This window comes from Nitritalea halalkaliphila LW7 (genome assembly GCF_000265075.1).
GTDB lineage: Bacteria > Bacteroidota > Bacteroidia > Cytophagales > Cyclobacteriaceae > Nitritalea > Nitritalea halalkaliphila.
In genome coordinates, this window is the sequence record NZ_AJYA01000078.1 from 14,622 (window position 1) to 28,682 (window position 14,061).

Sequence of the window (14,061 nt, forward strand, 5' to 3'; positions counted from 1 at the left end):
CAATGGCGATTAACATTCTGGCGATCGAGTCTAGCTGTGATGAAACCTCTGCTGCACTCATTTCTAATGGCAAAGTACTTAATAATATCATCGCGACACAATCTGTGCACGAAAAATATGGGGGAGTGGTGCCGGAGCTGGCCTCGCGGGCGCATCAGCAGCATCTGATTCCTACGGTGCATGCCGCCTTAGAGGAGCAGGGGCTCCGCCCAAAGGATTTGAACGCGATCGCCTTCACGAAGGGGCCGGGCCTACTGGGCAGTTTGCTGGTGGGGGTGTCCTTTGCGAAAGCGATGGCCTATGCCCTAGACCTGCCGCTGATCGAGGTGAACCACATGCAGGCACATATTTTAGCACATTTTATCGAGGAGCCGCGGCCAGCCTTTCCTTTTTTATGTTTGACAGTGAGTGGAGGTCATACGCAGCTGGTGCATGTGCGGGGGTATTTTGATATGGAGATTATCGGGCAGACCCAGGACGATGCTGTGGGTGAGGCCTTCGATAAGACGGCCAAGCTGCTCGGTTTACCCTATCCCGGGGGGCCACTGATCGATCGGCATGCTGCCGCTGGCAACCCACATGCCTACGCCTTTCCGATCACGGAGATGCCTGGCTATGATTTTAGTTTTTCGGGAATTAAAACCGCGGTACTCTATTTTCTTCGCGATCAGATGCAGGCGGATGCCACGTTTATCTCTCGGGAGCTGGCAAACATTTGCGCCAGCGTGCAGTATACCTTAGTGGAAATGCTGCTGCGCAAGGTGCGTAAGGCGGCGCGTGAGCTAGGGCTGCGGCAAGTGGCCATCGCCGGTGGGGTGAGTGCTAATTCGGGGCTGCGTGCAGCGCTGGAGCAGGAGGCAGAAAAGCGCGGCTGGAGTTTATTCATCCCGAAGTTTGAATACTGCACCGATAATGCTGCCATGATCGCGATGGCGGCGCATTACAAGTATCTGGAAGGAGATTTTGTAGGCATGGATGTGGTGCCGGAAGCGCGCATGAAGTTTTAAGGACTGAAGTCGAAAAAAAGATGAAGAAAGACAATCGATTTGAAAAAATCATCAATATCAAGAATAAGAAGGCCCGCTTCGAGTATGAGTTTATCGACACCTATGTGGCAGGGATTACGCTGAAAGGAACGGAAATCAAGTCTATTCGGGAGGGAAAGGTTTCCCTGACGGAGGCCTACTGCTACTTTAGACGAAATGAGTTGTACATCAAGCAGATGCACATTACGCCGTACAGTATGGCGACGGTGTACAACCACGATGCTACGCGTGAGCGAAAACTCTTGCTGAATCGTAAGGAATTAGATAAATTAGAGACCAAATTTGAAGAAAAGGGGCTTTCGATCGTGCCGGTGCGCTTGTTTGTGAATGATAAGGGCTTAGCAAAGGTGGAAATCGCCCTGGCAAGAGGAAAAAAACTGCATGACAAGCGCCAAGGGATAAAAGAACGCGACGTGAAGCGCGAAATGAGCCGACTATCCTACTAAACAAAATCCCATAAGGCCTTGTTTTTATGCATAGTAAACAAGTACAGTATGGAAAAAAGGGTGTTGATTTTAAACTTAGATCACACGCCGATCGCGGTGGTTTCGGCCCAGAAAGCGTTGGTATTACTATTTCTCAATAAAGCGACATCGCTTTCCCACTACGAATCACTCGAAATTCGTACCGTGAGCAGGAGTTTTAGGTATCCGGCGGTGGTGCGGCTTGATGCCTATAAAAATATTCCCTACCGAGGGGTGCTGCTTACGCGGAATAATGTTTTTCGCCGCGATAAAGGGCAGTGCCAGTACTGTGGTTCGGTAAAAAATCTCACCGTAGATCATGTCATTCCGCGCTCTAAGGGTGGCAAAACATCGTGGACAAATCTCATCACAGCGTGTAATCGCTGTAACACCTATAAGGGAGATAAAAAACCCGAGGAGGTGGGGTTTCGGCTGCCTTATGCCCCTTATAAACCCACACTTTCCCATTTTTTAGCCGATTATGCAGAGCGGCACGCGATGGAATGGCTCCCTTTTTTGGAAGTCAAACCCGTGGGCTGAGCTTGGCGAGGTTTTTGCCCTGAGCTCTCCTAAAATAGATGAAAAATAAGCTCCTGAGGGAGGGAGTAGTAAAGGGTATAAATGATGGCGGAAGATACACAAAAACGGGAACGCTTTAAAGTGGGGGCCAAGGTGATCCTGGGCTTTGTGCTGGCGCTTATTTTGGTTTTGGCCGTGGCCTCAGTAACCTACATCAGCATCCGTAATCTGCTGGACACGGTAGAGGAGCTGAGCGAACCGAATGAGAAGCTGCAGGAGCTAAACGGCCTTTTAGGGGACATTTATTTGATGGATATGTCCCGTCTCAACAGGACCTCTGACAAGGATTCTGTGCTAACGGCTGCTTTAGAAAGCATCAAAGAGCGGCATAAGCGCCTAATCGAGCAGGCCAATACTCCCGATGAGAAAGAAAAATACGAGCAGATTAATTTAGCCGTGCGGGAGCTTTTAGTAGGGTATGCAGGCTGGAGGAGGTGCGGTTTAACTTAACCAGTAGGAACTTTTCAGAAAAGGCATTAGGGGATATCGAGCGCCGCATCCGCAGGCAGCAGGAGCGAAAGGAATTAGAGTTTTTAGGGCGTATCCGCGATAAATCAAGCTTAGATAGCCTGAAGCGCGGGAGAATTTTTAGCGAGGAATCCAAGGAGCAGGAAGAGGAGCTCAAGAGCTTCGTGGAAGAGCTCGAGAAGCTGTCTGTAGAGCAGGAAGGCAGTCAGCGGGCCGACACAGACGCTATTTTGGGGAACATCAAAACGCTGATCGCCGATTTGTTTGAAGACGAGCAGAAATTGCGCGAGCAGTTCGTTGACATGGAGATGGATCTAAGCCTTAAAAATCAAGAGCTTTTCGCTACGATTCAGCAGCTGATCGCCAGCCTGCAGGCCCAGGTGGTGCTGGAGTACCGCGACCAGACCCGCTATGCCTATAACCTCACGAGTAATGTGAGTACGGTGCTGGCGCTGCTGGTTTTTCTGGGCGTGATCGGCTCCCTGGGTTTTGTGTACACCATATTAAAAGAAATCCGGCGGGCGAATAAATACCGAAATACTTTAGAAAGTGCTAAGGAGCGTTCGGATGAGTTGGCGCGTGCAAAACAAGATTTCTTGGCCAACATGTCGCATGAGATTCGTAATCCGCTTCATGCTATTCAGGGCTACCAGAGCATGCTGGTGCAGGAGCCCACGCTGCGTCCAGAAAACCGAGAGCAGGTGGAGATGATTGGTTTTGCATCGGGGATGCTGATGGACATCGTGAACGATATCTTAGATTTTTCTAAGTTGGAAGCTGGGAAGTTGCGCCTGGAAGAGGAGCCCTTCGATCCCTCTCGCCTGTTCCTTCAGATCAAGCATACCTACCGCTTACGTGCGGATGAGAAAGGGTTAGCCTATGCGTGGAAGTTGGATTTGCCCGAAGGGCAATGGCTCATCGGTGACGAGTTACGTATCAGTCAGATCGTGTCGAATCTCCTGTCGAATGCGGTAAAATTCACTTCAGAGGGAGAGGTGCGTGTGGAGGTGCTGTATCGGGAGGGCAATTTAGAGCTAGAGGTGCGCGATTCTGGTATGGGGATGCCTGAGGCGAAGCTCGCGGCGCTTTTCGATGAGTTTAGTCAGGCGGACACCTCCATTTCGCGAAAATATGGAGGCACGGGCCTTGGTTTAGCCATCGTCAAGCGGCTGGTGGATTTACAAGGGGGGACGATTCAGGTTTCAAGCGCGGAAGGGGTGGGCACCCAGGTGCAGATCGTTTTGCCGCTGCCTGTCTGTCCAGCCCCAGTGCAGGCGCAGGAGGCGAGTCAAGAAGTGGTTTCGCTTAAAGGCCATCGGATTTTGCTGGTAGACGATGATGCTTCTGGGCTGAAACTGCTCCGCATGTTATTAACTCGTCGCGGGGCAGAGGTGGTGGCCTTTCCTGGGGGGCAGGCGCTGAGTCAAAATCTACCTGAGGAGACATTTTCGATGGCTTTTTTAGACATTCAGATGCCTGAGGTAAATGGGCTGGAGGCTCGGGAACTCTTGGCCTCGGCTGCTGAGCGTCGAGGGGAACCCTTGTATCCGGTTATTGCGATGACGGCAAATGTATTTGCTGAGGAGCAGCATAAGCTCCTGGCCTCGGGCTTTGATGCCCTGCTGCTCAAGCCTTTTAAGGAGCGGGCCTTAATGGAGATGATTCAGCGCTATGTCGGGCAGGGTGAGACGCCAGCACCAGAAGCTAAGGGGGGCGCAGCGTCTCCGGATGTACCCGCCCCAGCACGTGCTGTCAGCGAGGAAGAGGGCGCCGAGGGATCGGCTCGCGCTAAGGAGCAGGATGGCGCAGCGGAGGAACAGCAGCGGGATGTTCAGGAGCTGGACCTTCAGACCCTACGCGATTTCTGCATGGGGGATGAGGAGATGCTTGCGGAAACCTTGGCAGACTTCAGTGAGGTGACGGCTTCGGATCGTGAGCGTTTAGCGGAGGCCTTTCAGGCCAAAGCCTACGGGAAGGTTCGGGAGATAGCGCATCAGTTGGCCAGTCGTTTCCGCCAGGTGGATTTTTACTTTGGGGAGGAGGCGAAGGCCTTGGAGCTATCGTTAAAGGCGGGCGCTACCGAGGAGGAAGATGCCCGGATCGCGGCCTTACTTCGTGCTTGTTCTGAGTTTCAGGAAACGGTGGACCGTTATCGGGAGGCTTTGATATAAGCGTATCTGTGAATTTTCCGCCCGAAGAAAAAACAGGCAGCGCTTTTAGCGCTGCCTGTTGTAAAACCTAATAACCTGAACTTAGCCTTGGAGGGCGGCGAGGGCTTCCTGATTCGTCCTTCCGATATGCGCGATATGCTCCTCTGTAAGGGCAGTCGAGAGGAATAGACTCTCAAACTGCGAGGGAGCCAGATAAACCCCACGCTGCAACATTTCCTGAAAATAGCGGCCGAACATGGCCGTATCCGACTTCTTCGCGCTTTCAAAGTCATAGACCTCCTCAGAAGTAAAGAAAAGACTGTACATACTTCCGATATGGTTGATGGTGAAGGGTAAGTTTAAGGCGTCCAGTCCTTTGCGGATCTCCCGCACCACACCCGTACCGACTTCCTCCAGTCGCGTATACACGCTCGGATTTTCATGCAAGTGGCGCAGCATGGTCAAGCCAGCAGCCATCGCTATCGGATTCCCCGAAAGTGTACCTGCCTGATACACAGGGCCTGCAGGAGAGACATGATCCATGATCTCTTTTCGTCCTCCATAAGCTCCTACCGGCATACCTCCTCCGATAATTTTGCCAGCGTACACATGTCTGGAGTCACCCCAAAGCGCTCCTGTGCCCCTCCTGGAGCCAGTCGGAAACCGGTCATCACCTCATCGAAGATAAGTACGATACCCTCCCGGTCACAAATCGCCCGAAGCCCTTCTAAATATCCCGCACGAGGTAAAGTCAAGCCCATATTTCCGGGAACGGGCTCTAGAATCAAAGCCGCGATCTCCCCTTTATTGGCTTCCACGAGTCGTTCGATGGCTGCTAAGTCATTATAAGGAGCCAAGAGTGTATCTTTCGCTGTGCCTTTCGTGACACCTGGTGAATCAGGATTGCCCATCGTAATCGCGCCCGAACCGGCCGCTATTAAAAAGGAGTCCCCATGCCCATGGTAGTGTCCCTCCATTTTGATAAACTTATCGCGACCTGTAAATCCACGCGCCACGCGAATGGCGGACATGGTCGCCTCCGTTCCTGAATTTACCATGCGCACCTTTTCCACCGAAGGAACCATCGCGATGATAAGCTCAGCTATTTCCACCTCACGCGCGGTCGGAGCTCCAAAGGAAGTACCGTTTTCCATCGCTTTAATAACAGCCTCTCGGATCAGCGGATGGTTATGCCCGAGCAGCATCGGCCCCCAGGAGTTGATTAATTCTATGTAAGCATTATCGTCCTCATCGTAAATATAGGCGCCATCGGCCCGCTTGATGAAAATCGGATTGCCCCCGACAGCGCGGAAGGCACGGACAGGAGAATTTACTCCCCCAGGAATGCTGTGCTGGGCCTGTTCAAATAAGGCCTTACTTTTCGTAATCTGCATGAATGCTATAACTATTATTGAATGACAAGTTCACCCCTCACCAGCCGCACCAGGGGCACATAGGCATTACTTCTGCCGCCCTTTTGAAAGTCCAGCCCGAGACTAATGCCATTTTGGAAAAGTCCCTGCTTGCTGAGGTTTTGATGCAAATCTAACCCTTTCGCAGGGCTTAAAGTTTCGGAGAGCCACAGGATCATCTCATACCCCAGTTGGGCATTGACACTCGGGTAGGCCTGATACCGCTCGAAAAACTGCTCCCTGAAGTGGCGCAACTTCCTGCCCGTCTGCGGGATGGTGTTGTTGCCGAAAAATAGGAATTGACTCTCGGCCTTCATTTCATAGTTCGCAAAAGGGAAAAACAACCAGCTATCCGGCACGATAATGGGCGTTTCGAAATCGATGGCTTCTACCTGCGCCAGCGTGGGCTGCGCGATGCTCGGGTTATCACTCAAGATAAGGATGGCGTCTACCTGTACCTCACGCGACTCGATTCCCAGCCGCTCCAGGAAACTACGCATCCCGTTCCCGCGAATTTCTTCTTCCTGAGTGATCCTGATTCCTTTTCTTGCAGCTTGCTGCTTGATCGACTCGGCTAAAAGTTGATCACGGCTGGAAGGGCTGTAAGCCAGAGCGATACGCTTCGCCTGCAGTGCGCCACTGAGGTGATCCACGATTCTGGCAGCGATGGTCCCTACCGCAGGGCGGAACAGGTAAGCCTGTGGGTTATCCTGCACCAGGTCATCGAGATTGGAGAGTGGATTGATAAACGGAAGGGCGCGCTGCCGCGCAAAATCCCCGATCAGGCGCGTTTCCTCCGGATAGAGCGGGCCGATCATCACATCTGCCGTCCGCAAGTAGGGCTCTTGTAGGATGCTGAGCACCTTCGCCGGGTCGCGCTCCGTGTCGAAGCTCTGCATCTGTAGCTTGCGCCCACGCTTTTGCTGTTCTTCTACGGCCAGCTGCATGCCCTGCTGCAGTTCAAAAAGAAAATTATTGCCCTCCAGGGCGGCCTTGCCTTTTTCCTCTCCAAAGCTAAAGGGCAGCACCACGGCGATGTCTAACTGCTCCCGATTCAGCGTAGGCTTCACCGATGCAGCTCCGGTCTCGCCCACGACATTCGCTTGGATCTGACTAAGCGCCTGCGCTTCCTCTGTGCTCATGACAGACTTTTCCTGTAAAAGCGCTGATGTGGCAGCTAAAAAGCCTTTATTGCGCTGAAAAGCGCGCATATTTCCCACTAAACTACTCAGCGGAGCCTGCCGCAGATAGGTAAATGTGGCTTCCTCAGCTCGGGCATACACCTGTTCATCCCGGATTAGCTCCACCGCTGTCAAGCCGCCGATATAGTCTTTTTGCTGGAATTTTAGGAGCGCCTGTAGGTAATGCCACTCGCTTTCCTTACCTGCAGGCGGCTGCCCGAGCGCTTGTAAGGTGCTGGATGCCAGATTAAACTGTTCGTTTCGGAAGGCGGCTAGCGCAAAATGCATGTGCGCATAGGCACTCAGCTGTCCATAGGTGTTTTTATCCAGGTAGGGGCGGAGTCCCTCCATACCTGCTTTATAGTCTTCGTCTAAAATCGCTTGCTTCGCCTCTCGATAGGCTTTGAGGGCATCTTGGGCCTGAAGGGTGCCGCCGGATAGCAGGAGGAAAGCAAGCAGCGCAATGTAGTTCATGCTTTGGTTTTTTTCGGGGTAGGACAAAAAGCGTACCGTTCAAATAGCCCCCGAAGTTACTACTTTTTCGATGGAAAGAGAAACTTTATCCCTGTCTGAGGCGTCGCCACCGGGGGCAAAAGCTTTTTTCTTCCGTAAATTTGCGTTTGCCTTTGCTTTTTCATTTCTTGGGTTTGTATCAACCTTAATCCCGTTTAAGACTTTTTAACGCCTCCCCATGCCACACCCACGCGCTCCACGTCTTTACCGCCTTTCATTCGGCATTTCCGCCACAGGAATCTTCTTCTCGCGGATCCTCTTTTGCCTGCTGCTGACGCTCCCTTTGGCACTAAGTGCCCAGAGGCTCACCGAAAAACGCGTCGCCCGCCTGATCACAGGCTCCGAACTTCTCCAAGAGCACTTTGTCGGCTTTATCCTGGCTGATGAAAATGGGCGCGTGTACTATGCCCAAAACCGCCATCGTCACTTTATCCCTGCCAGTAACACCAAGTTGTTTACCCTATATACCAGTATGGCCGTGCTGGGCGATAGCATCCCGGGATTGGATTACCAGGTTCGGGGGGATAGCTTGGTGTTTTGGGGCACCGGAGATCCGAGCTTTCTGCACCCTGAGCTGGATAATGGCCGTGTTTTCCGTTTTTTAAAGGATAGTCCGTACACGCTCGTGTATGCCCATGCACCTTTTCAGGGGCTGGAGCCGAGTCCTTGGCGCGCGGATTTAAGCCCTTTTCCCCTCTACGGGCAGATGGCCGAGGCCTCCTACCGGGAAGGCGCTTACAGCTTTTCCCCGATGCGCTGAGCCCCTTTCTAGCGCGAGACAGCACCTATGTGCCGCAGGAATTTCGTCTGCGCCGCTCTTTAGATGGTCTCCGAATCGTCCTACCGGCTGCGGGCGAGCCGCAAAGCGATTTTCGTCAGCGCCTGCCTTTTCCGGATAGCCCCGCATTGACCGCGCGCCTGCTGGCAGATACCCTCGGACGTTCTGTCGGCCTGCTACAGGAAACGAGGCCCGCTGAGCGCAAGACACTTTACAGCATTCCGAGTGACAGCCTGTTTCGGGCCATGATGCTTCCGAGTGATAATTTCCTGGCCGAACAGCTCCTGCTGCTGGTGTCCCATGGTTTAGGGGAGGAGCTGCAGCCGGAGCAGGCGATCCTATTCGGCCTGCAGCACCATTATGGCGGCTACCCCGAACCCCCGGTTTGGGTAGATGGCTCGGGCTTGTCTCGGTTTAATTTGATGACGCCCGAGAGCATCCTTCGCGTGCTGGAGCAGCTGGAAAATGCTGCGGGGGGCTGGGAGGCGTTAAAAGTGTTTCTGCCGGCCGGGGGCCAAAGTGGCACCTTAAAAAATGCTTACGCATTAGATGAGGGGGAGGTATTCGTGTGGGCCAAGACGGGGACTTTGCGCCACGCGCACCTGCAAAGCGGCCTCCTGGAGACCCGAAAGGGGAAAAAGCTGCGATTCGTCTTTATGCATAATAATTTTACGCGGGAGACGGCAGAGGTGCGGGAGGAAATGGTGCGCGTACTCACGGAGCTGCGGCGCCGCTACTGAGGTCAGGGGCTGAGCTGGGCGAAAAGGAGAGGAGGGGTGCACAAATCCCGGAAATATTATGTTACCTTTGTGCTAGAAACGCATAATTCTCCCCCTCTATCATGAGTGATCAAATCAAACATGAGTGTGGTATCGCCATGCTCCGCTTACGGAAACCGCTCCAATATTACATCGATAAATACGGCTCCCCTTTATATGCACCCAATCGCCTGTATGTGCTGATGCAGAAGCAGTTGAATCGCGGTCAAGATGGTGCGGGGGTAGCGAATATCAAGATCAATACCTCGCCGGGGACGCGTTACATCAGCCGGTACCGTTCGGTGGAGCCCAATGCGGTAAATTATATTTTTGATAAAATCCATAAAAAGTACAAAAAAGCCAAGAAGCATGGTGGAAATCGGGCCCTGATGGATGCTGAGTACCTGAAGGAGCAAATCGCCTTTTCAGGGGAGGTCTGGTTAGGGCATCTGCGCTATGGCACGCATGGCGAGAATAGTATCGAGACCTGTCATCCTTTTTTAAAGCAGAACAACTGGCGCAGTCGGAATCTGGTGATGGCGGGTAATTTCAACATGACGAATGTGGAAGAGCTTTTCGGTAAACTGGTTCAGCTAGGTCAGCATCCAAAGGAAAAGACGGACACGGTGACGGTGATGGAGAAGATCGGGCACTTTTTAGATGAGGAAAATCAACGGATTTTCGATAAGTATAAGCATCAGTACACGAACGAGCAGATTACGGGTGTGATCGAGGAGGAGTTAGATGTAGCGCGTATTTTACGCCGTTCTTGCCGCGATTTTGATGGAGGCTATGCGATGGCCGGCTTGATCGGAAATGGTTCTTCTTTCGTGGTGCGGGATCCTTCCGGCATTCGCCCGGCCTATTATTATGCCGATGAAGAAATCGTGGTGGTAGCCTCTGAAAAACCTGCCATAAAGACAGCCTTTAATATAGATTATAAAGCCATTCGGGAAATTCAGCCGGGGCATGCCTTGATCATCAATAAGGATGGTTCGTATGGAGAGCACAGCATATTGCCTGCGCGTGAGCGCAAGTCATGCAGTTTCGAGCGGATTTATTTTTCCAGGGGCACAGATCCAGACATTTACCGGGAGCGCAAGCAGCTGGGCAGGGCTTTAATTCCACAGATTTTAGAGGCCATAGATTTTGATCTGAAAAACACTGTTTTCTCTTACATTCCGAATACCGCGGAGACGGCCTTTTTAGGCATGATCGAGGGCTTAGAGGATTACTTGAGCGCGAAGCGCAAAGAGGTATTGTTAGAGGGGAAGCCACATTTAGAGGATTTAGAGGATCTCTTGCATTTCCGTCCGCGGGTGGAGAAGCTGGTCAGCAAAGACGTGAAGCTGAGGACGTTTATCACGAATGATTCGGATCGAGATGTGATGGTGGCGAATGTGTACGATACTACCTATGAGGTGGTCCGTTCGCATGTGGATACTTTAGTGGTTATCGATGACTCTATCGTGCGTGGAACTACTTTAGAGAAAAGTATTTTGACGACGTTGGACAAGTTAGAGCCTCGTCGTATCATCATCGTTTCTTCGGCACCGCAGATTCGTTTTCCTGACTGTTATGGCATAGATATGTCGAAAATGCGGGAGTTCATCGCTTTCCGTGCCACGGTAGCGCTGCTTAAGGAGCGTGGGATGACTTCGCTGATGGATGAGGTGTACGAGAAGTGCATCGCCCATCCCGCACCTACGCAGAATTATGTGAAGGCGCTGTATGAACCTTTCACGGATCAGGAAATTTCGGATAAGATCGCTGAGATCATCACGTCCACTTCTATTCAGGCGGAGGTGAAGGTTATTTATCAAACGGTCGAAAACCTTAACCGCGCTTGCCCGGAACACTTGGGGGATTGGTATTTTACGGGAGATTTTCCGACGACGGGTGGGATGCGCGTGGTGAATAGAGCTTTTGCGAATTACATGGAGGGCAAGGCTATTCGCGCCTATTAGCAGGTTTTCGGTTGTAGCAGGTCCTTGTTCAGCGCTACTGAATACGTCGAAAGACAGGGAACGGGCTTGCCTTATAGTTGAGGCTGCGTATTAGGCTTGGCATAAGGGATTCAGGTCGGTGTTCTTATGTCTCATGGTGTGCGTCGGGGCGTGGGTAAATTGTAATTTTTTCCTGAAAAAATATTCTTTTGTATTTATGTCCTAAAGTCGTCTTTTTGAAATTTTTCACGATTTTTTAGTTGTTGAAAAAAATAATATTTTTTAATTTTCTCTTTTTTATGATGTTTAGGGATGAGTAACAGGTGAGTTTAAAATTTTTCTGTTGTTTTTTTTTTCTTTCTTACTTTGTAACGATTAGAGTTGATATCAGCGTTTGTTTATAAAAAATGTGGAATCGGTCCTATGGAGTCGTTGGGAGGATGTACGCATCTGACAGCGAGAGCGTAAGGTTTTTCAATTGAAATCGTACATGAAACATATCTATCTATTTGTATTTGCTGTAGTTATCTGGTCCTGCACTGCTGGATCGAAAGAAATGGTGCTACCAGAAGGCATGGAGGGCATCCGTATATCTACCAAGGACTTTTCAAAACAAAGCCTCGTAAAGCTTGCAGATGAATTAGAACTCATACCCCTTAAGTATGATACGGATGAAAGTTTGGTAGCGAACTACTTTAGTATGGATGTTTCGGAGGAATACATATACATCGTCAGTTATTCGCAGATACAAAATAAGTTTATCCAAATGTTCGACAAATCGGGCAATTTTATAAAAACGCTGCGTGATTTTCCGCAGATTGACTTGGCATTTGATCGAATAGTGGGGATCTCGGTCCTGAGTGAGGATTCTGTCTTGATAGGTACTAATCGGCACATGGTAATTACGGACCAATTTTTAAACTATTTAGATCACAAACCACATGGCGTAGCCATTGAAAATGTATTTTCTCGCGGAGAATATATTTATGCATTTACGAATAACAATGTGGTAAATTTTCAAGACGAAAGTACTTTCTTTAGTGTGTTGGTCTTTGATAAGAGATTGAACTTGGTATCAGGTTTTAAGCCTTTTGTGGTAGAAGAAAACATGAGCAGGCGGAATGTTTTTATTCACGGAAACATACTTCCTTTTGCAGAGGGTATTTTATATACGGAATATTTAAATGATACCCTGTATGAAATCACGCCGGACGGCGGACGACCCAGGTACTTGATAGATTTCGGAAGTAAAAAATTAAACAGAGATAAGTATCCAGACGAACTGTATATTACTACCTCAGATGTTTTAGAAAGGGGAATTATGCATAACCCTATAACTCCTGTACGCTTTGGATCAGGAAAACTCTATTTCAAGTTCACTTATAATGAAATTTCCTATGCCGTATTTCAGGACTTCGAAAAGGAGCGCACACTTATTTTAGATCCTGAGTACACGTTGGTTAATGGCGATTTTATTCCCTTTCCGCATTACTATGATGGTGAATATTTTTACTCCATGATCGATGATGAGTTTGCTGAGACGCTGAAGACCCTCAAGGATGTCCCTGAAAACTCCATAGTGCGGCAGCTTATTCGTCATTTCGAGAAAGAGTTTAACCCGATGCTATTCAAGTTTAAGGTATCCATTTAAACGCTTATCTATAAACCTTAATCGTATAAAACCATGAAAACTTACATGCTAACCGCTTTAGGCCTTTTGCTGTGCCTACCCGCCATCAGTTCTGATTCCTGCTTGGTTCCTGTGGAAGTTGGCCACTATCAGCATACTACTGAAGAGAAAAAGGTTATTTATCAAGTTGGAGATAAAGAAAAGGAGATTTCCATTATACAAGAATTTTCTTGTACCGCGTCTTCCAGTGCTTTTGGGCCATCGATGGTTCAATATAACTGTTTTCCTTTATCGGATATCATTCAAGAGTTATCGAGGGGTGCTTTTAGTTACAATTTGGTTAACCTACAGGCGATGCGTTCTACATATTCTATCCGATATTTTTATAAGGATGGTAGGATGCTGGATAAAGAAAAGGTGTTTTTGGATCTCATGAAGCACTTGGATCTGCACGTGGATACCAGTCAGAAGGACGTCAGGTATGTAGCGTTTTCGTCGGCACAGGCAGGGAAAGACCAGGTAAAAAGCCCCGAAATTCACCGCGAGAAGGTTGCGGGGGATAGAATCACCATCGAATATCCAAAGGACAGCCAGCTAGCGACTACGCTGGAGCGTTATTTCGGAGGGAAGTTCATTTCCAAATCGGACAAAATACTACCTAAAAAAATCGATTTGTACATGAGTCAGGATCCTATCGACCAGCTTCGGGCATTAGGTTACACGTTAGAGCCTACCACCCTGCAGCAAAGTCATTTTACGGTAAGCCGTCGGTAGTGACGGTGCTAGCTGAAATTAGTGCGTGTATCGAATCGCTATTCACTTCGTGTTCGTTTAAAGGATTATCCGACCCCCATTCCGAAAAATGATGAATTCCGGAATGGGGGTCAATTTTTTCGTATCCGTTCGACGAACTACGTATTGGATTTATAATTGGCCTCTGTACTTGGCCCAGTTAGAAGGCAGTAGCTTGAAGAGGTCCTTATGCTTGATTCCCTGTACGCGATCAAAAATATCACTTAGCCACTCTCTTTCATCGACACCATTTCGCTTACAGCTTGCCATAAAGGAGTACATGGCAGCATTTTCGACTAAATTATTATCGATTTCCATGTCGCCATGCAGCTGTATAGAAGCTT

12 protein-coding genes and 1 pseudogene are annotated in these 14,061 nt (G+C 49.8%); 10 read left to right on the forward strand and 3 right to left on the reverse strand.

Going from position 1 to position 14,061, the window contains the following annotated elements:
• Positions 1-2 precede the first annotated feature (2 nt).
• The 5 genes from tsaD (at position 3) to A3SI_RS16010 (ending at position 4,728) form a co-directional block, all read left to right on the forward strand.
• Positions 3-1,007: a tRNA (adenosine(37)-N6)-threonylcarbamoyltransferase complex transferase subunit TsaD gene (gene tsaD / locus A3SI_RS15995; RefSeq protein WP_009057526.1), complete on the forward strand. Its 1,005-nt coding sequence runs from the start codon at positions 3-5 to the stop codon at positions 1,005-1,007.
• Positions 1,008-1,027: 20 nt separating this feature from the next.
• Entirely contained in the window at positions 1,028-1,492 is a 465-nt protein-coding gene (gene smpB / locus A3SI_RS16000; RefSeq protein WP_009057527.1) for an SsrA-binding protein SmpB, read from the forward strand.
• A 48-nt stretch (positions 1,493-1,540) separates the two neighbouring features.
• Complete coding sequence (locus A3SI_RS16005; RefSeq protein WP_009057528.1) at positions 1,541-2,050, forward strand: HNH endonuclease; 510 nt, start codon at positions 1,541-1,543, stop codon at positions 2,048-2,050.
• A gap of 81 nt (positions 2,051-2,131) precedes the next feature.
• A complete protein-coding gene (locus A3SI_RS17890) occupies positions 2,132-2,539 on the forward strand; it encodes an MCP four helix bundle domain-containing protein (RefSeq protein WP_009057529.1) in 408 nt (135 codons plus the stop codon).
• Positions 2,524-4,728, forward strand: a complete 2,205-nt coding sequence (locus tag A3SI_RS16010) for an ATP-binding response regulator (RefSeq protein ID WP_009057530.1) — start codon at positions 2,524-2,526, stop codon at positions 4,726-4,728. The genes A3SI_RS17890 and A3SI_RS16010 overlap by 16 nt, the downstream gene beginning before the upstream one ends.
• Positions 4,729-4,809: 81 nt before the next feature.
• Here A3SI_RS16010 and hemL read toward each other — a convergent pair.
• Positions 4,810-6,101 (reverse strand): annotated as a pseudogene (gene hemL / locus A3SI_RS16015) (glutamate-1-semialdehyde 2,1-aminomutase).
• A 14-nt stretch (positions 6,102-6,115) separates the two neighbouring features.
• Positions 6,116-7,774, reverse strand: coding sequence for an ABC transporter substrate-binding protein (locus A3SI_RS16020; RefSeq protein WP_009057532.1), 1,659 nt, complete (start codon positions 7,772-7,774; stop codon positions 6,116-6,118).
• A 217-nt stretch (positions 7,775-7,991) separates the two neighbouring features.
• Between A3SI_RS16020 and A3SI_RS16025 the strand changes: the two genes are divergently transcribed.
• The 5 genes from A3SI_RS16025 to A3SI_RS16045 all read left to right on the forward strand — a co-directional run bounded on the left by A3SI_RS16025 (position 7,992) and on the right by A3SI_RS16045 (position 13,699).
• Entirely contained in the window at positions 7,992-8,573 is a 582-nt protein-coding gene (locus A3SI_RS16025) for a hypothetical protein (RefSeq protein WP_040671231.1), read from the forward strand.
• On the forward strand, positions 8,480-9,331 hold the full coding sequence (locus A3SI_RS16030) for a D-alanyl-D-alanine carboxypeptidase (RefSeq protein ID WP_156810358.1): 852 nt from the start codon (positions 8,480-8,482) through the stop codon (positions 9,329-9,331). Before A3SI_RS16025 ends, A3SI_RS16030 begins: the two co-directional genes overlap by 94 nt.
• Before the next feature lie 101 nt (positions 9,332-9,432).
• Entirely contained in the window at positions 9,433-11,316 is a 1,884-nt protein-coding gene (locus A3SI_RS16035; protein WP_009057533.1) for an amidophosphoribosyltransferase, read from the forward strand.
• A gap of 469 nt (positions 11,317-11,785) precedes the next feature.
• A complete protein-coding gene (locus tag A3SI_RS16040; protein WP_040671233.1) occupies positions 11,786-12,946 on the forward strand; it encodes a hypothetical protein in 1,161 nt (386 codons plus the stop codon).
• Positions 12,947-12,979: 33 nt separating this feature from the next.
• Positions 12,980-13,699: a hypothetical protein gene (locus A3SI_RS16045; RefSeq protein ID WP_009057537.1), complete on the forward strand. Its 720-nt coding sequence runs from the start codon at positions 12,980-12,982 to the stop codon at positions 13,697-13,699.
• A 150-nt stretch (positions 13,700-13,849) separates the two neighbouring features.
• Here A3SI_RS16045 and A3SI_RS16050 read toward each other — a convergent pair.
• A partial coding sequence (locus A3SI_RS16050) for a transposase domain-containing protein (protein WP_009057540.1) occupies positions 13,850-14,061 on the reverse strand: 212 nt, incomplete at its 5' end.